Here is a 21,399-nt window from a genome sequence, read left to right as displayed (position 1 = left end):
GTTCCGACGCCCGAGCTGAAGACAACGCTGTAAGGTAACATACGATAATAGAAACCATCGGAAACATAGTGGCATTAATTCTTACCGGCTGAGAATTAACCTCGCTCTCTACGGCAGGCGCGCCTCGAGTGGTTCGCATGCGATACGACGATTCGGAACGCGCTCGGGAGCTCGCCAGGCGCGCCCGGACGCTGATGGACGAGGTCGTTCTGCCGCTCGAGCGGGAGCTGGCCGGAGGCGTGAGCGTCTCCGAGGGAACCGTCGCCGAGCTGCGCGCCGCAGCGCGCGACCGCGACGTGTACGCGCCACAGCTTCCGGCGAAGTACGGCGGAATGGGCGTCGACTTCCGGGACGCGCTTCCGGTGTTCGAAGAGGCGGGCCGAAGCCCGCTCGGTCCCGTCGCGATGCGGGTCGACGCACCCGACGAGGGGAACATGCACCTCCTCGAGCTGGCGGGTAACGAACTGCAGAAGGAAACCTACCTCGAGCCGCTGGTCGCCGGGGGGCTGCGCTCGGGGTTCTCGATGACCGAGCCGATGCAGGGTGCGGGATCGGATCCGAAGCTGATCGAGACCACGGCCCGAAAGGAGGGCGACGAGTGGGTGATTGACGGCCACAAGTGGTGGACGACGCAGGGGATCGAAGCCGACGTGCTGTTCGTGCTCGCTCGCACGAACGAGGACGTCCACCCCTACGAGGGCTGTTCGATCTTCGTCGTCCCGACCGAGGCGGACGGCGTCGAAATCGTCCGGAACGTGCCCCACATCGGGGGGATTACGCGGGGCGTCTCCCACGCAGAGATCCTCTACGACGGCGTTCGAGTCCCCGAGGAGCATCTGCTCGGCGAGCGCGACCGCGGGTTCGTCTACGCCCAAGAGCGCCTCGGTCCTGCCCGGCTCACCCATTGCATGCGCTACTCGGGGATGGCCCGGCGCGCGCTCGAAATCGCGAAGGTGTACCTGAACGCCCGAGACGGATTCGGCTCGAGGCTGTCGGCCAAGCAGTCGCTGCGCCACCGAATCGCCGACGCCGAGACGCGGCTCCACGTCGCTCGAACCGCGATCCGGGACGCCGCGGATCGGATCAGCGCGGGCGAGCAGGCGCGGGTTCCGGTGTCGATGTGCAAGGTGTTCGCCGCCTCGGCCGTCCAGGACGCGATCGATCTCGCGGTGCAGTGTTGCGGCGCCAACGGCATCGGGAGGGACCTCCCACTGTCGGAGTTCTACGGGACGGTCCGTCAGTTCCGGATTGTCGACGGCGCCGACGAGGTGCACCGACGCGTGATCGCTCGCCACGCGTTCGAGGACCTCGAGGAGGCCGAACTCGAGCCCCTCACCCGATTCGGCGATCCGGTCGGGATGCGAGGTGAGAGCGGTGATCCGAATGAAGTGAACGAGGCGGAATTCGTGGCTGAGTGAAACGCTCCGGACTGGCGTGGGGGAGTGAGCGAACGCTTCGCGTTCGCGAGCTACGTCACGCTTGCGAGACGAGCGAAACAAGTCGAACGGGCGTGGCGGGAGTGAGCGAACGCCCCGCGTTCGCGATCTACGTCACGCTCGCGAGACGAGCGAAGCGAGTCGAGCAGGCGTGACGGAATTCGAACCACGGTCGTTCCGCTTCGCTTCACTCCCTGATTCGAATCCCGTGCCCGTCCGCTCCTCACGTCCGTTCGTTGCGGACGGGCGTGGCGGGAGTGAGCGAACGCTTCGCGTTCGCGAGCTACGTCACGCTCGCGAGACGAGCAAAGCGAGTCGAGCGGGCGTGGCGGGATTCGAACCCACGATCAGAAGGTTAGGAACCTCCTGCCCTCTCCGCTAGGCCACACGCCCCGTCAGAAAAGTGTTAGTTCGGTTCCGTGTCGGGTTCGGTCTCCTCCTCAGAGGTGACCGGTTCCGTGTCGACGAACTCGTCGTCGCCGTCGTCGAACTCGTCGGTCTCGCCGAAGTCGTCGGTTTCACCGAACTCCTCGTCGCCCTCCTCGAATCCGTCGCGCATTTCCTCGAGTTCCGTTTCGACCTTTTCACGCCCCTTCTGGAATTCGCCCATCGCCTCACCCGTCGACCGAGCCAGTTTCGGGATCTTGTTCGCCCCGAAGAGTAAGATGGCGATGAAAAGGATGATCAGTAGTTCCGGACCCCCTGGAATAGGGGCAAACAGCGGTGCGATTTCTACCATCTCTATGCGTGGCTTACGGGCTGGCAATTATAACCTTTTTGGACCGGACGGTAAATCAGCGCTCCGGACAGTCAGCGCCCCGAAACTGCCCTCAGTGGTCAACGGCTGTCCATCGCGCGCCCGCTTTCTCCCGGCCTCGCGACTCACCAATCGCGCGAATCCGCCATCAGCGGCTCCGCTGATCCACAGTCCGTTCGAATCAGCGGGAACCACGAACCGATACCGCCCGAACGGGCGAGCCCTACCGTAAGGTCGTTCACCGAACGGGCGAACTCGGCCGCCTTCGGGTCGTTATGAAACGATCTCGAGAGATCCGAGTTGTGCGGGGATCAACAGACCAGACCGCTCGGAATCACTGATCGACGCCGCCCGGTCTCCTTTCGCTGCCAGTAAGTATATTATGTAAGAAAAACTGTTACTCACATATGATTGGATATGCTGCGTCGCTCGACGGCGTTCGACGGTCGGGAAGATCGGCCGGACGCCGACGGTTGCGTCCGGGGCGACCGAGAGCGTCGGGTGGTACGGGTGAGTGATCCGATCGTTCTCGAGTGGACTCCACTGAACGCGTGTCGACGCCGGCTGATCTTCGAGCCCCGGGAGCTCGGCGGATGGAATCGGACCGAGGAGGAGCGCCGGAACGAGGAGTGGCACGTCGTCGATCACGAGGTCGTTACCCACGTTGAACTCGATTGCTCGGCTCCCGACGGGCCCTCCGGCGTAACGACGTACCGTGGACCGTGAACCCACTCCTTCGCACGGTACGGGAGTCGTTCGAAGCGGCGGTCGCCGTCCCGGCGAACCGGCGCGCTCGAGATCGGTCCGGGAGCGAAACTGTCTTTCCTGTCTACCCGTAACTCGAGAGCGATGGTAGATACCGGAGACGCCGCACCCGACTTTACCGTACCGCTCGCGAACGGCGACGTCGATTCCTTCACGCTCTCGGAGCGCCTCGAGGCGGAGGCTCCGATCGTCCTCGCCTTCTTCCCGGGCGCGTTCACTGGCGTCTGTACCGACGAGATGTGTACGTTCCAGGATCGGCTCTCGGCGTTCGACGACGTCGATGCGACGGTGTACGGAATCAGCCGTGACACGCCGTTCACCCAGAACGAGTTCCGCGACCAGAACGACCTCGAGTTCGGACTGCTCAGCGACCTGAACAAGGAAGTCATCGCCGACTACGGCGTCGAGATGGACTTCGACGACATGGGCGTCTACGGCGTCGCCAAGCGCTCGGTGTTCGTCGTCGACGCGGACGGCGAGGTCACCTACGCGTGGGTCAGCGACGATCCCGGCGTCGAGCCGGAGTACGCCGAGGTCGAGGACGCCGCCGCCGACGCAGCGTAACTACCCGCAGCCCTTTTTTAGCCGGGCGGCCTCGTGCGGATATGAGCGACTCTACGACCGACGAGCAGGCGGGCCGCGTCTACGTCCCTTCTGCAGATCATCACTTTCCCGACGGGAAGCTAAACGAGGTCCTCGAGTTCATCGACGAGGACGAGGAGATCCAGACCTACCTCGAGGCCCAGAACATCAACGCCGTCGACCGGATGCGGTACAACGACCACGGCGCGAAACACATCGAGATCGTTCGCAACCGCGCGCTCTGTCTGTACGACCTGCTGAAGGCGGGCGACGTCGAGTTCAACGGCGCCGCAGACCAGGGTCTCGAGGAGGCCGACGAGGCGGTCATCGTCGCGCTCGCGGCGGTGCTGCACGACGTCGGTCACGTCGTTCACCGCGACCAGCACGCCTACTACTCGATTCCACTCGCCGCGGACATCTTAGAGCGAGTGCTGCCGGAGTTCTACGACGTCGCCGACACCGTCCGAATGAAAGGCGAGGTGCTCCACGCGATCCTCTGTCACCACACCGCCGAAACACCGCTGACGACCGAGGCAGGGGTCATCCGCGTCGCCGACGCGCTGGACATGGAACGCGGTCGCTCCCGGATTCCCTACGAGCAGGGCGGCCGCGGCATCAACACGCTCTCGAGCCAGGCGATCAGCCACGTCACCTTGCATGAGGGCAAGTCCCGGCCCGTGATGGTCGAGATTGCGATGACCAACGCCGCTGGCGTCTACCAGGTCGACAACCTACTGAAGGCGAAGCTGCGGGATTCGGGACTCGAAAACGAGATCCGGATCGTCGCCGTCAACACCAACGAGAACCACGAACAGCTGGTCGAGCGGATCGAACTGTAATCAGGTGAGTCGGTACCGCCCGTCGTCCCGTTCGACGTACCCTCGTTCTCGCAGCGTTCGCGCGATCGAGAGTATCGCTCCCTTCTCGACGCCTAGCGCCGCACAGAGTTCGTCGGCGCTTGCGTCCGGCCACTGCTGGAGGGAGAGATAGACCAGCTTCGCCTGTGCCGATTCGATGCCGTCGGGGACCGAAACGTTCGGCTTCGTGTCCAGTTGCATACTCGTTCCTCCGTTGTTCGACGATAGTAAAACTGACCATCGTCAGCTGTCGAAACACGGACGAACCCGCGATCCTCGAGGGTCACGAGCGAGTCAGGACGCTTTTGTCGCCGCTGGCCCTCCGGGCGGGTATGAATATCCAGCTTATCGTCGTCGGTCTACTAACGGGTGCACTCACCGGTGCGTTCTTCGCACTCGTCGACGTGCCGATCCCGGCGCCGCCGGAGCTGCCGGGACTGATGGGGATCGTCGGTATCTATCTCGGGTACAAGCTCGTCGAAGCCTCGGGCATCACGCTCGACGTCCTCGAGTCGATCGGCCTCTGAGACAGCCACCCACCTCAGGGAGCGACGTCCAGCCCCGCGGCGAACTCGCGGGCTCGCTCCCGAATCGCCGCGGCGTCGGCGACGACGACCTCGTCATCGCGCTGAAGGATCTCGCCGTCGACCATCGTGAACCGGACGTCGTCGCCGTGGGCGGCGAAAACCAGGTGTGAGAGCACGTCGTGGATCGGCGTTCCGCGCGTGACGTCGGTCTCGAGACCGATGATGTCGGCCGTCCATCCCTCGCGAAGCTTCCCGACGCGCTCGAAGCCGGCGGCCTCGGCGCCGTTCGTCGTCGCCATCTCGAACACCGTTCTCGCCGGGAGTGCCTGGGGCTCGAGGCGGTCGACCTTCTGGAGCAGCGAGGCCTGACGCATCTCGGTGAACGGATCGAGCGTGTTGTTACACGGCGGGCCGTCGTTGCCGAGCGCGACGGTGATCCCTCGGTCGAGGTAGTCGAGCACCGGGGCGACGCCGCTGGCCAGTTTCATGTTCGAGGACGGGCAGTAAGTGACGTTGGTGCCGGTCTCGGCGAGCACCTCGCGCTCGCTCTCGTCGGTCCAGACGCAGTGGGCTAACACGACGTCCTCGCCCGTGAGCCCGACCTCGTCGAGCCAGTGGATGTTCCGCATTCCCGTCTCTTTCTCGACGGTCTCGATCTCGCCGCGGTTCTCGCTCGCGTGGGTGTGGATCCGCACCCCGTCGTAGGCGTCGGCGAGCTCCCGACTCCCACGGAGACACGCCTCGGTACAGCTTACGGCAAAGCGCGGCGTGACGGCGTAGCGGATACGCCCGTTCGCAGCTCCGTGGTACCGCTCGATGAGTCGCTTGCTCTCGGCTAAGGCCTCGTCGGTGTCCTCGAGCAACCCCTCTGGCGCCTCCTGATCCATCATGACCTTGCCGAGCCGACCGCGGATCCCCAGCTCCCGGGCGGCCTCGAACGCCTCCCCGGCGTGAGCGACCGATAGATGGTCGATGCAGGTCGTCGTCCCGCTCTCGATCAGCTCGAGGTAGCCCAACTCGGCTGCGACGCGCATTCCCTCGGCCGAGAGTTCGGCCTCCATCGGAAGGACGTACTCGAAGAGCCAGTCGAGTAACTCGGTGTCGTCGGCGATGCCTCGACCGAGGCTCTGGACGGAGTGGACGTGGGCGCTGACCGTTCCCGGCGCGAGCACGTCGTAAGTGAGTCGTTCATGATCCGGATACGTCTCGAGACAGTCCGACCGTTTCCCGACGGCGACGATTTCGTCGTCCTCGACGACGACCGCGCCGTCCTCGATCACGGTATCGGCGTCGGCGACGACGGTTCCCGACAGCAACATACCCTCTTCCGGTAGCCGACGAAGCGGTTTAGCTCTGTGGATTCCGTGCGTTCACCGGGCGTCAGGGCCGGATCTTCAGCGACGCCACCGAGAGCCCCCACAGGAGACAGATGAAGGCTGCAAACGTCACGTAGGCGACGCCGAAAAACCAGATGAGCAACGGGATGTAATCGAGTAGCAGATAGCCGGCGACGACGAGTATCGGAACGAGAACGGCGTTCACTCGGACGAATCGTTCGAGTCCCATCTATCCGGCAGAAACGCGAGCGGACACATAGCGCTGCTGGTCTCGGTCGGCGCTCGTGTCGGCGAATGAAAATTTCGGCCGCGAGTCAGTAGCTGCGCACCTTCGGCTCGTAGGTCTTCTCGCCCTCGAGGATGACGGGCCGGTAGAAGATGTTCGGATCGCCGTCCTCCCAGGAGATCAGCGTGTGCTTGAGCCAGTTCTCGTCGTCGCGCTCCTGGTTCTCCTGGCGCCAGTGAGCGCCCCGGAACTCGTTTCGCACGAGCGCACCCAGCGCGATCGTCTCGGCGACGTCGATCAGGTTGCGCGTCTCGTAGGTCTGCTGGAGGTCGGTGTTGAAGGTGCGGGAGGGGTCGTCGACGTAGACGTCCTGGTACTCCTCGCGACACTCCCGGATGACCCGCAGCGCCTTCCTGATACCCTCGTCAGTGCGGAAGACGTTGACGTAGTCGGTCATCGCTTTCTGGAGCTTCGCACGGATCTGGGCGTGCTGGACGCCGTCGTCTTTCTCCATCAGGTGATCGACACGGGCGCGCTCGGCCTCGACAGCGCGCTCGAGGAGACCGTCGGCCTCCGCCGTAACTCCCCCGTCCGCGGCGACGCCGCCCGGGGTGTCCAGGCCGGCCGAACCGGGCTGGACCGGGAGCTCCGTCTCGGTCTCGTCCTCGACGTCGTCGCCGTAGCCGGTCTTGATCTCGGCAGTCCCGAGGTCGTCGCCGGCGGCGTGGCGACCCGCGCGCTTGCCGAAGACGATCAGTTCGGGCAGTGCGTTCCCGCCGAGTCGGTTCCCGCCGTGGACGGAGACACAGGCGGACTCGCCGGCCGCGTACAGTCCGTTGATGCAGGTCTGTCCGTTCTCGTCGACGTCGATACCGCCCATCGCGTAGTGCTGGCCGGGCTTGACCGGCATCGGCTCGACGAGGCCGTCGACCCCCTCGAAGTCCTCCGCGAGGTGCAGAATGTTCTCGAGGCGGTCGAGGATGCGCTCCTCGCCGAGGTGGCGCATGTCGAGGTGAACGTACTCGTCGTTGACGCCCCGGCCCTCGTTGACCTCGGTGAGTTCGGCGCGGGCGACGACGTCCCGCGAGGCGAGCTCACCGGAGTTGTTCGCGTACCCGTACTCGAACATGAACCGTTCGCCCTTCGCGTTGTAGAGGATCCCACCCTCCCCGCGGACACCCTCACTGATGAGGACGCCCGTCGAGGGCAGCGACGTCGGGTGGAACTGGATGAACTCCATGTCCTCGAGCGGCGCGCCCGCGCGGTAGGCCATCGCGTGGCCGTCGCCGGTACAGGAGACGGCGTTGGTCGTGTGGTCGAACGCCTGCCCCGGACCGCCGGTCGCGAGGATGACCCCGCCGTTAGCCTTGAACCCCTCGACGTTGCCCGACTGAACGTCGTAGGCGACGACGCCGTGACACTCCCGATCGTTCGGGTCGGCCGCGTCGTCGGTGGCGAGGTTCATCACGTACCACTCGTCGTACACCTGGATGCCTCGTTTGACGACCTGCTCGTACATCACGTGCAGCAGGTGGTGGCCGGTCTCCGCGCCGGCGTAGGTCGTTCGCGGGAACGAGAGGCCGCCGAACGGCCGCTGGGAGACCCGACCGTCCTCCTCGCGCGAGAACGGCATCCCCCAGTGCTCGAGCTGGATCGTCTCCTCGGGGGCGTCCTGGGCCAGTGTCTCGGCCGCGGGGGCGTCGGCCAGGTAGTCCGACCCCTTCATCGTGTCGTAGGCGTGGAGCTCCCAGTCGTCGCCCTCACGGAGGGCGGCGTTGATTCCGCCCTCGGCCGCGCCGGTGTGGCTGCGGACCGGGTGGAGTTTCGAGACGATCGCCGTGTCGGCGCCCGCCTCGTGCGCTGCGATTGCGGCCCGGAGGCCGGCGCCGCCGGCGCCGACCACGATAACGTCGTGTTCGTACATGTTACCAGAACTTCAGGTTTTTCTTCACCGCTTCCCGTTTGAGCTCCTGAATGTGCTCGGTCAGGGGGATGTCCTTCGGACACACGTCGGTACAGGAGAACTGGGTCTGGCAGCGCCAGACGCCGTGTTCCTGTTCGACGATGCGGAGGCGATGCTCCTTGATCTCGTCGTCCTCGCGTTCGTCCATCGCGAACCGGTAGGCCTTGTTGATCGCCGCGGGGCCCAGATACTCGTTGTCGCCGGCCGCGATGTTACACGAGGACATACACGCCGCACACCAGATACACCGCGTCGACATCTTGACCTTCTCGCGGTTCTCGCGGGACTGGCGTTGCTCCTCTAGGTCGCCGTCCGGGAGCTCTTCCTGCTGGAAGTAGGGCTCGACGGCGTGCATCTGGTCGTAGAAGTGGTCCATGTCGACGACCAGGTCCTTGACGACCTCCTGGTGGGGGAGGGGTTCGATTCGAACCGGCTGTTTGAGCTCCGAGATCTGGGTCTTGCAGCCCAGTTGCTGTTTCCCGTTGACGAAGAAGGCGTCGGAGCCACAGACGGCCTGCCGACAGGAGTGACGGAACGTAAGCGAGGAGTCGAACTCGTCGCGGGCGTACATCACCGCGTCGAGGACGGTCATCCCCTTCTCGAAGGGGACGTAGAAGTCATCGAAGCGGGGCTCCTGTTTGCCCTCGACCTCGGGGTCGTATCGGAACACCTTGAGGTGGACCGTCTCCCCCTCGAGGTCGGACTCGTCGACGGCTTCCTCCTGAGCGAGTCCCTGCTCTTTCTCCTTGAGTCGCTCCTGCTGTGGCGACTCGGTGCCCCGCATCTCGGGGTCTTCCGGTGCTTCCTGCGATTCGGGTTCTTGCGGTTGTTCTTGTTGCGTACTCATGTTAGGTCCACCCCGCCATAGCGACTGCGACCCAGATACCCTGGGCGATGAGTGCGATCCCGGCAAGCGACAACACGGCGAGCACGACCTTCTTTTGCGTGCCTTCGAGGCCCTGGTTGACCAGGGCGTTGTAGACGCCGTTGACGCCGTGGAACGTCCCCGTGATCAGGAACAGCACCATCGTCAGGAAGTACCCGACGTTCTCCATTCGGGCCTGCGTCCCTGCAAATGTTACGTCCGCAGCGTGGTTGACGAAGTGGAGCTGGAAGAAGTGAAACGCCAGCACGACGATCAGAAACGCCGCGGTGATGCGCTGGAGGAGCCACCCGGTGCCGCCACGACTGAACGAGGAGTAGTGCTCCGCCATCAGATCGTCACCCCGTCCATGAACGTCGGCACGCTCGCGATGGTGATGATACCGGTCAGCACCAGCGAGGCGTAGAAACTCTTGTCCTGGGCCGAGAGGCCGACGCCGAGGTCGACCATCAACAGCCGAAGCCCGTTCAGGATGTGAAAGACGGCGACCGCCAGCAGTCCGACCTCGAGTACGCGGATGATGAACAGCGACTCGAGACCCTGAATCGTCGTCGTGTACACGTCCGTTTCCTGTTGGATCGCCGCCGGGTCGCCGGCCGCCGCACCGATGGCCGTACTCAGCACGGCGATGTGGGTAAACAGGTAGCCGATCAGCATCCACCCGGTGAACTTGTGGAAGATCCACGCCCACATTCCGGCCGAGAACTCCTTCCAGCGACCGAAGTCCTCGATGAGACCGCGATTGTAAGACTGACTCATACGCTCGTGTGGACCGTTTGACCGTGTGCGTATAGAAGTTACCTTTATCGGCTGGTTTACCGGGTTCCATACTCCGGTCCCGAACCGTGGTCAGCGACGGCTCACATCGGGAGCTGGGACTGCGGGCCGGTTCTGGATCCTGTCCGGTCGTTCTCCAGGGCCGTTCGGGTGTCGGACTCGAGGCCGACCAGGTGACAGAGCGGGTTCCCCGGGTAGACGACGGGGTTCTCGAGGACGCCGACGATCAACCCCGTAAACGGGGCCTCGACGGTGACGATGTCCTCTTTTTCCTTGAACGGGTTCGTGATGGTACAGATCACGTCGCCCTCCTCGACGAGCGAGCCCCGGCCGTGTTTCATGTCGACGATCCCGCCGGCGTCGGCCCGGAGCCAGGTCTTTTCGTCGTCGCTGTCGATGACGGTGCGCCAGCCCGGCCAGTGGACGGCCGCACCCGGATGGAGACCGAACTCCGCGAACACGCTGGCGACGCCGGTGAGCGCGCGGTCGATCAACCGTCGCTGGAACCGGTGGGCCTCGCCCATCTCGATCGTGACGGTCGGAACGCCGGCGTCGGTCGCCTCGCGGCGCAGGGTCCCGGACGGCCCCTGACCCGCGATGATGACGTGGGAGCTGAACGCGCTCGCGACCCGGGCGGCGCCGGAGTCGCCCATGTTCGCCCGGGCGTGGAGCATGTTCGTCCGCCCCCGCGTCGAGGTGTGAAAGTCGATCCCCAGGTCACAGGGTTCGATGAAGTTCGTGAAGATCCGGTGGGCCATCCGCCTCGCGCTGGTCGACCCCTCCCGCCCGGGGAACGATCGGTTGAGGTCCCGATCGTAGATCGGCAGGTACCGCTCCTGGGCCAGGAATCCGGGCACGTTCATCACGGGGAGACAGACCAGCGTTCCGTGGAGGTCGGAGTGGTCCCAGTCGTGGGCCACCTCGCGGACGACCTCGATCCCGTTGAGTTCGTCCCCGTGTGCGGCCGCCGAGAGAAACATCGTCGGCCCCGACCGCTCCCCGTTGATGATCGTGACGGGGATCCGAACGGGATCGCCGAGGTAGGTTTCGCTGATGCCGTACCGGATGTTCGCCGACTCGCCGGGATCGACCCGACCGCCGTCGTAGGTGAAGACGTCGTCGTCGATCGGCGGCGAGTCAGACGACCCGCTCGAGTCGTCGGCCGCGTCGTTACCGCTCATAGTTGCCCCTGGGCCGGAACCCTCCTGAATCTTTGTTTGCCGTCCCGGGACCGCGCCACGGCGTGCTCGGAGTCACTCGTCCGGCCCGGCCGTCCAGGTAGCGTAAGGCAGTTGAAATTCAGGGCATAGATTTTGTATCCCCGACTTGTACGGTACGCGCATGGAGATTCGCGAAGCGACCGACGCCGACGCCGACACGATCCGTTCGATCGCCCACGACTCGCTCTCGTCGACCTACACGGACTTTCTCGGAGAGGAGACGATCGACAGCGCCATCGAGCAGTGGTACGGCGAGGGATTCGCCGACGATATCGCCGACGATCACTCGCTGATCCTGGTTATCGAACGCGACGGCGAGGTCATCGGCTTCTCCCACAGCGAACTGGTCGGCCAGCAGTACAGCAACGGTCAGCTACTGTGGCTCCACATCGACCCCGACGCCCGCGGCGACGGGATCGGCGTTCGGCTGCTCGTTCGCACCCGCGAGAAGCTCCTCGATGACGGCGCCGACCAGGTCCAGTGTTTCGTCCTCGAAGACAACGAGGGCGGCAACACGTTCTACGCGGACCACGGCTTCGAACAGGCCGACCAGCGCGAGGTCGAGATCGGCGAGGAGACGTTCACCGAGAACATCTACGTCGAAAACGAGATCGAGAGCGGCGACGAGTGGACCGCCATCGACGAACTCGAGGTCGACGACAAGACGGTGTACGTCAGCTACGGCGACGCCGATCGGGGTTCGAAGGCGCCGTTCTACGGCGCCTACGAGAGCGAGGACCAGTCCGACCGATACGGCTGGCTCTGTGGCAACTGCGATTCGATCGACAACGCGATGGACACGATGGGCCGCATCGAGTGTAACGCCTGTGGCAACCGTCGCAAGCCGACTCGCTGGGACTCCTCGTACCTGTAACGAACCGACGCGGTTCTTTTGGAGCGTCGATTCGACCCGGTTTCGATCCGTTCGAACACCGAGAGAGCCACATACACTCGAGTAGGCCGTCCCTACCTGCCGGAGCCACGGTCATGGATTGTCGGCGTCGATTCCGCTCGCGAAGTTGTCGCCGCCTTCCGGAAGTTGTCCCTGCATTACAATCCCTTCCTCGCTGGACGTATCCGACGAGTCGCGGTTCCGCTCCCGACGCCGTAGCCCGGCGTTCGGCGATCGCGACGGTCACGACGCATGAACAGGCAGGACCACATCGTTCGCGGGTTCAAGGCGACGCTGGTCGCGCGGGCGATATACATGATCTCGAGCGCGCTGCTGATGCTCGTGCTGGCGCGCTTTCTCCTCGACCCCGACGGCTACGGGGCGCTGTACTGGGCGATCGGCGTGCTGGCAGTGATCCAGCTGGTCGCGGATCTCGGGCTCGGGAAGTCGGCCGCGCGGTACTTCTCGGAGTACAGCGAGCGTGATCCGGGGCAGATCCCGCACCTGATCCGGACGACGCTGGCGCTGAAGCTCGGTCTGCTCGCGGTCGTCACGACCGCCCTGCTGGTCGGCCACGAGTGGCTCGCGGCCGCGCTCGGGGATCCCGGTGCCGCCCCCTTCCTCGCCGCCGGAGCGCTGTACATCGTCGCCTTCTCGTTCAGTACCAGCTCCCAGATCGCCTTACAGGGGTTCAACCGCCTCGGCTACAGCGCCGCGATCCAGGCGATCAGCGGCGCCGCGCGACTGCTCTTCGCGGTCGCGTTCGTCGTGCTCGGAATGGGCGCGCTCGGCGCGCTGTTCGGCTACATCGTCGGCTACGCGCTCTCGGCCGCGGTCGGGCTGACGATCCTGTACCTCGAGTACTACACCCGGTACGAGCCCGCCGAGGAGTACGAGCCCGGGCTCGCTCGTCGCCTCGCCGAGTACAGCGTTCCGCTGACCGCGACCCGGAGCGCGAACGTGATCGACAAGCGTATCGACGTCGTCCTCGTCGGGATCTTCCTGACGCCCGCCGCCGTCGCGTTCTACCAGCTGGGCAAGCAGATCGCCGACTTCCTGCTCGCACCGGCCGAGTCGCTCGGGTTCACGATCTCGCCGAACTTCGGCGAACAGAAGGCGACCGGCCAGCTCGAGAGCGCGCGTCGGATCTACGAGACGTCGCTGACGAACGTCCTCCTGTTGTACGTTCCGGCGACGGTCGGGCTCGTCATCGTCGCGGACCCGTTCGTGACGATGGTGTTTGGCGCCGACTACGCCGGTGCGGTCCCGGTCCTGCAGATCCTCGCGGGCTTCATCATCCTACAGGCGATCACGAACCTGACCAGCGACAGCCTGGATTACCTCGGCCGGGCCCGCTCGCGCGCGATTGCCAAGGGGACGACGTCGGTGGCGAACTTTGGGCTCAACCTCGTCCTCATCCCCACCTTCGGGGTCGTCGGCGCCGCCGCGGCGACCGTCGCGACTCACACCGTCTACGTCGCGGTCAACCTCTATATCGTCCACAGCGAGCTCTCACTGCGGCTCGAGTCCCTCGCACGGACCCTTGGTCGGATCTGTGCGATCACGGGCGTGATGGCCATTGCCGTATTGCTCGTGACGCCGCTGATCTCGAACCTCATCATGCTGTTCGTCGCGATCGGACTCGGCGTCGCCATCTGGTGGGTGCTCGCAGTGACGGCGGGGATGATCGACGTCCAGGAAGTTCGATCGGTTATCACGTAGCGGAACGAGCATCGTTCGATGGCTTGCCATCGCTCATGAACGCTTATCAATACCGTTCGTCTCTATACTGTATGACCGTTTCCGATCCCGTCACTGTCGGCGTACTGAGCCTGCACACCAGCAAGGAGACCAAAGCGATACTCAACGCGACCGAGGAGCTGGGCCACGACACCGAGTGGCTTCGCACGGAGAACACCGCGATCAGCGTCGCCGACGGGAGCGCCACGCTCGAGCCGTCGGTCGACGTGATCGCCAACCGGATGCTGCTGTCGAACACCGAACAGCCCTGCGAGGAACTCGGGTTGGCGAGCGCCCTCTCGGGACTGGTTCCGATGCTCAACGGTCCCCAGTCGGTGCTGACGGCGATCCACAAGATGTCGACCGCGACGACGCTCGCGGCCGACGACGTCCGAGTTCCGGACGTGACCCTCGCGCTGGGCAACGAAAAGCTCAACGAGGTCCGATCCCGGTACGGCGAGGAAGCCGTCTACAAGACGGCGATCGGCACCCACGGCGGCGGGACCTGGAAGGTCGGCCGCGACGACCCGATCAACGCGAAGGTCGGCAACCGCTACGCCTTCCTGCAGGAACTCATCGATCGCGAGGACGAACGCCACCGCGACGTCCGGGTCTACGTCGTCGGCGGCGAGATCATCGGCGCGATGTACCGCTACGCTCCCGACAACGACTGGCGTACGAACGTCGCCCTCGGCGGCGCCGTCGAGAACGCGACCGACGACCTCCCCGAGGAGGCCCGCGACATGGCCAGACGTGCCAGCGACGCTATCGGCCTCGACTACGCCGGCGTCGACCTCGTCGAGGGCGACGAGGGCTGGTTCGTCCTCGAGGTCAACCCGACGGCCGGGTTCAAGGGGCTGTACGAGGCGACCCAGGTCAGTCCCGCACCCTACATCGCCAAGCTCGCGATCGAACGCGCCGGCGGCGAGGTCGACGACGGACGGGTCAGGGAGCTCTCGGCGGTGCTCGACGACTCCCAGCCCTCGGCCAAGCCGCCCGAGGCGTCGACGTTCGGCAGGGAGTCCGCGGTGATCGGCTACACCGAGGAGGTCGTCCTGTCGGGAACCAGCGGCTCGAAGACGGTGCTCGCGAAGTCCGACACCGGCGCGACCCGAACCAGCATCGACACCTCGCTCGCGGCCGACATCGGCGCCGGGCCGATCAAGTCGATCACACGGGTCAAGTCCGGTAGCAGCAAGACGTCCAAGAGCCGACCCGTCGTCGACGTTGTCGTCGGCGTCGGCGGCAATCAGCACACCGTCACCGCGAGCGTCGAGGACCGCAGCCACATGGACTACCCCGTCCTGCTGGGCCGGGACATCCTCGAGAACTACCAGGTCGACGTCAGCCGGCGGATCGACCGTGACGCGGCCGACAAGCCGGAAGAAGAGGAGTAGGCTCCCGCGGGATCGGGTAGTTCGTGAAACTCGGCCCTTTTCGTCGCGGAACGCAGCCACCGTTGTGTCCTCTTCGAACTTCGGGTTCGTGTTGGGGCGAATTACCTCCCCCAGGAATCCGACCGCGAGCAGCTGCCGATCCCTCGCTCTCACGTCCTCGAGGGGAGGACTTCGCCCCGTCTGAAACCCTCGTCAGCGACAGGCGCTGTGACCGTAAGGTGGACGTGGCGTAATCCTATCGGCCAGAAAACTTCGCAAATTCGAAAGATCGGTTGGGCGGTAGCGAAGAGTTCCTTATCCAAGTAGGTAATCTTAATACGCGAAAGCCGCAACTGCTCAATCATGACGAGGTCCAACCAAGACTGGTGGCCGAATCAGTTGAACCTGCAGATCCTCGACCAGAACGCTCGGCGTGCTGGTCCGATGGACGAAGAGTTCGACTACGCCGAGGAGTTCCAGAAACTCGATTTCGACGAGCTGAAGTCGGACATCGAGGACGTAATGACGGACTCCCAGGAGTGGTGGCCGGCGGACTACGGCAACTACGGGCCGCTGTTCATCCGAATGGCGTGGCACAGTGCCGGGACGTACCGCATCAGCGACGGCCGCGGCGGCGCGACCGGCGGCACGCAGCGCTTCGCGCCGCTCAACAGCTGGCCGGACAACGCGAACCTCGACAAGGCACGTCGCGTGCTCTGGCCGGTCAAACAGAAGTACGGCGACCAGCTCTCGTGGGCTGACCTAATCGTCCTGGCGGGTAACGTCGCTCTGGAGTCGATGGGATTCGAGACGTTCGGCTTCGGCGGCGGCCGCGAGGACGACTTCGAGCCCGACGAGGCCGTCGACTGGGGCCCAGAGGACGAGTGGGAAACGGCCGACCGCTTCGACGAGGACGACGACCTCGAGCACCCGCTTGCGGCGACCGTGATGGGCCTCATCTACGTCAACCCTGAGGGTCCGGAAGGGAATCCGGATCCGGAGTGGTCCGCCGAGCGGATCCGCCAGTCGTTCGGTCAGATGGCGATGAACGACGAGGAAACGGCGGCGCTCATCGCGGGCGGGCACACCTTCGGGAAGGTCCACGGCGCCGACGACCCCGACGAACACATGGGTCCCGAACCCGAAGCTGCCCCCATCGAACAGCAGGGGCTGGGCTGGGAGAGCAGCCACGGCTCCGGGAAGGGTGCCGACACGATCACCAGCGGGATCGAGGGTCCCTGGAACGCCACGCCGACGATGTGGGACACGAGCTACCTCGACAACCTGCTCGACCACGAGTGGGAAGCCGAGAAGGGTCCCGGCGGCGCGTGGCAGTGGACAACGACTGACGGCGAACTCGACGGCGTCGCACCGGGTGCAGAGGACTCCTCGGAGAAGGAGGACGTGATGATGCTGACGACGGACGTCGCCCTGAAGAAGGATCCCGAGTACCGGGAGATCATCGAGCGCTTCCGGGAGAACCCGATGGAGTTCCAGGAGGCGTTCGCGAAGGCCTGGTACAAGCTGATCCACCGCGACATGGGCCCACCGACCCGGCTCGTCGGTCCGGAGGTTCCCGAGGAGGAGATGCTCTGGCAGGATCCGATCCCCGACGCCGACTACGAACTGATCGGCGAGGCGGAGGTCGACGAGCTCAAGCAGGAGCTTCTCGACTCCGACCTGTCCGTCTCCCAGCTGGCCAAAACCTCCTGGGCGGCTGCGTCGACGTACCGCGACAGCGACATGCGCGGGGGCGCGAACGGCGCCCGCATCCGTCTCCGGCCACAGCGAGACTGGGAGGTCAACGAGCCCGACCAGCTGTCGACGGCCCTCGATACCATCGAGGAGATTCAGGAAGAGTTCAACGGCTCGCGGTCCGACGACGTTCGGGTCTCGCTGGCCGACCTGATCGTGCTGGGCGGCAACGCGGCCGTCGAGCAGGCCGCCGCCGACGCCGGCTACGACGTCGAGGTACCGTTCGAGCCGGGTCGAACCGACGCCTCGCAAGAACAGACCGATGTCGAGTCCTTCGAGGCGCTCAAGCCGCAGGCGGACGGCTTCCGTAACTACCTCGGAGACACCGGCGACGACGACCGTTCGGTAGAGGAGCTGCTGGTCGACAAAGCCGATCTGCTGGACCTGACCGCCCACGAGATGACGGCGCTGGTCGGCGGCATGCGCGCGCTGAAGGCCAACTACAACGATACCGATCTCGGCGTCTTCACCGACGAGCCGGAGACGCTAACGAACGACTTCTTCGTAACCCTGCTCGACATGGACTACGAGTGGGAGTCGTCCGAGGAGTCCAAGGACATCATGGAACAGGAAACCTCCTCGAACGCCCAGGAGATCTACGACCTGCGCGACCGCGAGACGGGTGAGGTCGAGTGGACGGCGACCCGTGCGGACCTCGTCTTCGGTTCGAACGCCCGGCTCCGCGCCATCGCGGAGGTGTACGCTTCCGACGAAAACGAGGAGAAGTTCGTCCAGGACTTCGTCGAGACGTGGAGCAAGGTCATGCACCTCGACCGCTTCGACCTCGAGTAGTCACCCGACAACCGACTCGATTCGCCTTTTTTGCCGACCCAACGAACCGCTCGACTACTCGTTCTCGAGCCCGCGGCGAACGACCAGTTCGTCGTCGGTAATTTCGTCGAGCTGCCCCCGCTCGAGCGGGCGGTCGTCGTCGTCGCGCTCGAGCCAGTTCAGTTTCGCCTTGAGCCGATCGGTCAGTCCTGGCTCGGGATCGACGTACGCGACCCCACCTTCGACGTCGGTGACGATCCCGACCTGCTCGCCGCGCTCGTCGACGACATCCTTCCCCCGGTCGTCCTCGGAGAGTTCGGCCACGCCGTCGGCAGCCGTCGCCTCGTACTCTGCGGCGTCGACAAACTCCCCCTCGAGGACGTCGCTGTCGACGACTGCGGAGTCGAGTAGCTCGGTGTCCTCGAGCGCAAAGCGCCGTCGGATCCGCTCGTCGACCCGTTCCTCGGCAGTTCGATGCTCGAACAGCTCGCTCCGAACGAGGGGACCCGCCATGTGCTCGCTTCGGAGAAGCTTTCGGTCGACGATCTCGTCGACGCTAGCCTCCGAACTCAGGACGTCGCCGTCGAGGATCGCTCGGCGGACGGCCTCGAGTAGGACGGTCCCGTCAATCTGTGCGTCGTCGCGCTCGCCGTCACCGTCGGCCACGCGGCTCTCGACGGTGTACCGTTCGACCTCCTCGATCGTCTCGAGCCGGGATTCATCTGCCGTCACCTCGACGACGTCGTCGCCGACGAACTCGGTGTCGACGACCGTTCGATCCAACAGCTCGGAGCCGACGAGCTCCCGGTCGACGATCTCGGTGTCGACGACCTCGCTCTCGAGCGCGTCGCGCTCGACGCTCCGCGTCTCGGCACCTTCGCGAGCGCGGACTTCGGTCGTCACCGTCCCCTCTCGCCGAAGTTCGTCCTCGAGGTCGCTCCGATCGCGTGCGGCCCGCTCGAGCGCCGTCTCGCGGTCGACGAGATCGAACTCGCCCAGCCCCTCGCCCGTCGGCTCGTCGCCGCGGTAGACGAAGACCAGATCCTCGTCTCCGAACCGCTCGAGGAACTCCTCCCAGGTGTAGGTTTCGCGGTCCGCGCCGAGGTCGTCTCGACGGGCGAACGAGTAGCCGCTCCCCTCGTCGGCGTGAACCGTTACGGGAACGGCGTTGCGGGCCTCGGCCCACTCCCGGATCCGCTCGGGGTCGGTCGTTATTCGGCGTCGATCGGACTCGCTGGGGGGCGTATCGTCTCTCATACCGACGTTCGCGACCGGCTACCGCTTCAGACCGTTGCCGGCGCCTGCTACTCCGCCTCGTACTCCGCCCAGATGTACCGCGTCGCGACGCTACGGTGTGGACGCCACGTCTCGGCGATCTCGCGCATCTCCGCGCGGGTGAGTTCCTCGCCGTCGTCGGCGTACAGGTTCTCGATCCCGCGGCGAACCGCAAGATCGCCGAGTGGGAGGATGTCGGGGCGCTCGAGGACGAACAGGAGGTACATCCGAGCAGTCCAGTCGCCGATGCCCTTGATCTCGGTGAGCACGTCGATCACCTCCTCGTTGGTGTGGTCGGCCAGACCGGATCGCGTGTAGTCGTTCGCCCGAAAGGCCTCGGCCGCGTTGCGGACGTACTCGATCTTGCTTCGTGAGAGCCCGGCCTCGTACAGCGCGTCCTCGTCGGCGGCCAGGACGGTCTCCGGTGTCACCTCGCCGCCGAGCACGTCGAACACGCGTTCGCGGATCGCCGCCGCGCTGGCGGTCGACACCTGCTGGTTGATGATCGAGATGCAGAGTCGCTCGTACTCGGTCCAGTCCGGCTCCTCGTAGGGATCGTGTCGCTCGACGATCTCCGCCATCACGGGATCCTGACGGAGGACGGATTCAGCCTCTTCTCTCATGTGGTGTGTCCAGCGAAGGTACAGGACCCTAAACCGATATGTATCGCGCTTGCGCGAGGTCGACACGGGCCTCACGGCAACGGAGGCTCACTCGAGGTGGTGGTAGTCGAGTTCGTACCCCTCCTCGAGTGCCTCCCGGACCGACTCGCTCGGCTCGCCGACGCCGCGACGACCAATCGAGAACCCGCCGTCGTCGACCGACACGACGAGGTTCGCCTGCCAGTCCGACGCCGCCCCCGGGTAGTCGGTTCGGTAGTGAGCACCGCGGGACTCGGTTCGCTCGAGCGCCGTCCGGAGCAACACCTCAGCGGCGGTGAGACTGACTGAAAGGTCGACGGCGTACTCGAACGACCGCGAGGTCCGGTCGCCGTCGACCCGGAGGTCGGCCGTCCGCGCCCGCAGCTCGCCGAGCCGTTCGAGTCCCTCTCGGAGCCCCGCCTCGTCGCGCAGGATCCCCGCGTGCTCCCACAGGAGCTCGCCGAGTTCCTCGAGCAGCGCCTCCGGCGTGTGCTCGCCGTCGGCGGCCGAGAGCGTCTCGAGCGCGCGGAACTCGCGCTCGGCGAGTGCGCGCTGTCCGTCCTCGACGGTCGGCTCGCGGTCGTCCGGCGTCACCGCGTTCGCGACGTGTTCGCCGACGAGCTTCCCGATCGCGACGGTTTCGGCCAGCGAGTTTCCGCCGAGGCGGTTCGCGCCGTGGACCCCCGCGACGGCCTCGCCGACGGCGTACAGCCCCCCGACGCCGGTCTCGCCGGTCTGGAAGTCGATGTCGACGCCGCCCATCGTGTAGTGGGCCGTCGGCGCGACCTCCATCGGCTCCTCGGTGATGTCGACGCCCAGTGACTCGAAGCGCTCGACCATCGACGGGAGTCGGTCGCGAACGTAGTCGTCGTCTCGATGAGAGATGTCGAGATAGACGCCGCCGTTCTCGGTTCCCCGTCCCTCACGGACCTCCCGAGCGATCGCCCTGGCGACGACGTCGCGGGCGTCGAGCTCCATCTGGTCGGGCGAGTACCGTTTCATAAAGCGCTCGCCCTTCGAATTGTAGAGCCGACCGCCCTCACCGCGAACCGCCTCGGTCACCAGGCGGCCGTCCCACTCCTCACCGTAGCGCTCGCCGACCATCCCGGTCGGGTGGAACTGGACGAACTCGGCATCGAGCAGCCGCGCGCCGGCCTCGAGCGCAAGCGCCTGGGCATCGCCGTTGTTCTCGTCGTCCCGCGAGGAGTGACGGTTGTACAGGGCTGAAAAGCCGCCCGCGGCGACCACGACGTGCTCGCTCCGGAAGAGCAGACCGCGACCGGTCTCCATATCGAAGCCGACGGCTCCCGATACCCGCCGGCCGTCCGAGAGCAGCCGCGTGATCATCACGTTCTCCCGGTAGGGTATCTCGAGTTCCTGTGCTCGGTCGATCAGCGTCCCGAGCATCGCCTCACCGGTGCGGTCGCCGACGAAACAGGTGCGCCGGTACGACTGGGCGCCGAAGTAGCGCTGGTTGATCTCCCCGTCGTCGGTGCGGTCGAACGGCATTCCCCACTCCTCGAGTTCGCGGATCCGATCGGGCATCTCTCGAGCGGTGAGTTCGACGGCCTCGGGATCGTTCAGGTGATGGCCCTCGTTCCTGTCTCTTATACACATCT

Annotated in this window: 21 protein-coding genes and 1 tRNA gene; 9 read left to right on the top strand and 13 right to left on the bottom strand. The window is 65.3% G+C overall.

The genetic code is table 11. The features are described from left to right. Nucleotides 1-137 precede the first annotated feature (137 nt). Nucleotides 138-1,418 carry an acyl-CoA dehydrogenase family protein gene (locus C491_RS10645; protein WP_005556043.1) on the top strand — a complete coding sequence of 427 codons (1,281 nt, stop codon included), beginning with the start codon at nt 138-140 and terminating at the stop codon, nt 1,416-1,418. Between the two features lie 338 nt (nt 1,419-1,756). Here C491_RS10645 and C491_RS10640 read toward each other — a convergent pair. Both C491_RS10640 and tatA read right to left on the bottom strand, forming a co-directional pair. Beyond that, nucleotides 1,757-1,829 (bottom strand) — tRNA-Arg (locus C491_RS10640). A gap of 13 nt (nt 1,830-1,842) precedes the next feature. Beyond that, the gene (tatA, locus tag C491_RS10635; protein ID WP_049891756.1) at nt 1,843-2,175 is read right to left on the bottom strand and encodes a twin-arginine translocase TatA/TatE family subunit; all 333 of its coding nucleotides are present in this window, start codon (nt 2,173-2,175) and stop codon (nt 1,843-1,845) included. Nucleotides 2,176-2,703: 528 nt separating this feature from the next. On the opposite strand from tatA, the gene C491_RS10630 reads away from it, so the two are divergent. From C491_RS10630 to C491_RS10620, 3 genes are all read left to right on the top strand, one after another. Beyond that, nucleotides 2,704-2,919, top strand: a complete 216-nt coding sequence (locus C491_RS10630) for a hypothetical protein (RefSeq protein WP_241431304.1) — start codon at nt 2,704-2,706, stop codon at nt 2,917-2,919. A 123-nt stretch (nt 2,920-3,042) separates the two neighbouring features. Beyond that, nucleotides 3,043-3,522: a redoxin domain-containing protein gene (locus C491_RS10625; protein ID WP_005556038.1), complete on the top strand. Its 480-nt coding sequence runs from the start codon at nt 3,043-3,045 to the stop codon at nt 3,520-3,522. 41 nt (nt 3,523-3,563) lie between these two features. After that, the gene (locus tag C491_RS10620; RefSeq protein ID WP_005556037.1) at nt 3,564-4,379 is read left to right on the top strand and encodes an HD domain-containing protein; all 816 of its coding nucleotides are present in this window, start codon (nt 3,564-3,566) and stop codon (nt 4,377-4,379) included. Here the strand turns inward: C491_RS10620 and C491_RS10615 are convergent, their stop codons facing one another. Then, the gene (locus tag C491_RS10615) at nt 4,380-4,598 is read right to left on the bottom strand and encodes a hypothetical protein (protein WP_005556036.1); all 219 of its coding nucleotides are present in this window, start codon (nt 4,596-4,598) and stop codon (nt 4,380-4,382) included. Nucleotides 4,599-4,729: 131 nt separating this feature from the next. Between C491_RS10615 and C491_RS10610 the strand changes: the two genes are divergently transcribed. After that, complete coding sequence (locus C491_RS10610) at nt 4,730-4,924, top strand: XapX domain-containing protein (RefSeq protein ID WP_005556035.1); 195 nt, start codon at nt 4,730-4,732, stop codon at nt 4,922-4,924. Nucleotides 4,925-4,938: 14 nt separating this feature from the next. On the opposite strand, the gene C491_RS10605 is transcribed toward C491_RS10610, so the two are convergent. The 7 genes from C491_RS10605 to C491_RS10575 all read right to left on the bottom strand — a co-directional run bounded on the left by C491_RS10605 (nt 4,939) and on the right by C491_RS10575 (nt 11,291). Beyond that, a complete protein-coding gene (locus C491_RS10605; RefSeq protein ID WP_005556034.1) occupies nt 4,939-6,243 on the bottom strand; it encodes a 5'-deoxyadenosine deaminase in 1,305 nt (434 codons plus the stop codon). A 61-nt stretch (nt 6,244-6,304) separates the two neighbouring features. Next, complete coding sequence (locus C491_RS10600) at nt 6,305-6,490, bottom strand: hypothetical protein (RefSeq protein WP_005556033.1); 186 nt, start codon at nt 6,488-6,490, stop codon at nt 6,305-6,307. 85 nt (nt 6,491-6,575) lie between these two features. Beyond that, nucleotides 6,576-8,411, bottom strand: coding sequence for an FAD-binding protein (locus tag C491_RS10595; RefSeq protein ID WP_005556032.1), 1,836 nt, complete (start codon nt 8,409-8,411; stop codon nt 6,576-6,578). A 1-nt stretch (nt 8,412) separates the two neighbouring features. Continuing rightward, on the bottom strand, nt 8,413-9,297 hold the full coding sequence (locus C491_RS10590) for a succinate dehydrogenase/fumarate reductase iron-sulfur subunit (protein WP_049891755.1): 885 nt from the start codon (nt 9,295-9,297) through the stop codon (nt 8,413-8,415). Nucleotide 9,298: 1 nt separating this feature from the next. Beyond that, the gene (locus C491_RS10585) at nt 9,299-9,664 is read right to left on the bottom strand and encodes a succinate dehydrogenase subunit D (protein ID WP_005556029.1); all 366 of its coding nucleotides are present in this window, start codon (nt 9,662-9,664) and stop codon (nt 9,299-9,301) included. Further along, nucleotides 9,664-10,092, bottom strand: coding sequence for a succinate dehydrogenase, cytochrome b556 subunit (gene sdhC, locus C491_RS10580; RefSeq protein ID WP_005556027.1), 429 nt, complete (start codon nt 10,090-10,092; stop codon nt 9,664-9,666). Before sdhC ends, C491_RS10585 begins: the two co-directional genes overlap by 1 nt. A gap of 101 nt (nt 10,093-10,193) precedes the next feature. Continuing rightward, complete coding sequence (locus C491_RS10575; protein WP_005556025.1) at nt 10,194-11,291, bottom strand: succinylglutamate desuccinylase/aspartoacylase family protein; 1,098 nt, start codon at nt 11,289-11,291, stop codon at nt 10,194-10,196. A gap of 160 nt (nt 11,292-11,451) precedes the next feature. Between C491_RS10575 and C491_RS10570 the strand changes: the two genes are divergently transcribed. From C491_RS10570 to katG, 4 genes are all read left to right on the top strand, one after another. Then, nucleotides 11,452-12,204 carry a GNAT family N-acetyltransferase gene (locus tag C491_RS10570; protein ID WP_005556023.1) on the top strand — a complete coding sequence of 251 codons (753 nt, stop codon included), beginning with the start codon at nt 11,452-11,454 and terminating at the stop codon, nt 12,202-12,204. A 270-nt stretch (nt 12,205-12,474) separates the two neighbouring features. Continuing rightward, nucleotides 12,475-13,944 carry an oligosaccharide flippase family protein gene (locus C491_RS10565; RefSeq protein WP_005556022.1) on the top strand — a complete coding sequence of 490 codons (1,470 nt, stop codon included), beginning with the start codon at nt 12,475-12,477 and terminating at the stop codon, nt 13,942-13,944. A 71-nt stretch (nt 13,945-14,015) separates the two neighbouring features. Next, nucleotides 14,016-15,359: an ATP-grasp domain-containing protein gene (locus C491_RS10560; protein ID WP_005556020.1), complete on the top strand. Its 1,344-nt coding sequence runs from the start codon at nt 14,016-14,018 to the stop codon at nt 15,357-15,359. A gap of 342 nt (nt 15,360-15,701) precedes the next feature. Next, nucleotides 15,702-17,885 (top strand): catalase/peroxidase HPI, encoded by a 2,184-nt coding sequence (gene katG / locus C491_RS10550; RefSeq protein ID WP_005556017.1) that lies wholly within the window; start codon nt 15,702-15,704, stop codon nt 17,883-17,885. 54 nt (nt 17,886-17,939) lie between these two features. On the opposite strand, the gene C491_RS10545 is transcribed toward katG, so the two are convergent. The 3 genes from C491_RS10545 to C491_RS10535 all read right to left on the bottom strand — a co-directional run. After that, nucleotides 17,940-19,121: a hypothetical protein gene (locus C491_RS10545; protein ID WP_005556015.1), complete on the bottom strand. Its 1,182-nt coding sequence runs from the start codon at nt 19,119-19,121 to the stop codon at nt 17,940-17,942. Between the two features lie 47 nt (nt 19,122-19,168). Beyond that, nucleotides 19,169-19,762 (bottom strand): DNA-3-methyladenine glycosylase family protein, encoded by a 594-nt coding sequence (locus C491_RS10540; RefSeq protein WP_049891754.1) that lies wholly within the window; start codon nt 19,760-19,762, stop codon nt 19,169-19,171. Nucleotides 19,763-19,849: 87 nt separating this feature from the next. Beyond that, nucleotides 19,850-21,399, bottom strand: a 1,550-nt coding sequence (locus C491_RS10535; RefSeq protein ID WP_005556011.1) for an FAD-binding protein, incomplete at its 5' end; no start/stop codon positions are given.

Source organism: Natronococcus amylolyticus DSM 10524 (assembly GCF_000337675.1).
In the GTDB taxonomy this organism is placed as follows: domain Archaea; phylum Halobacteriota; class Halobacteria; order Halobacteriales; family Natrialbaceae; genus Natronococcus; species Natronococcus amylolyticus.
This window is presented reverse-complemented; position numbering and strand designations above follow the sequence as displayed.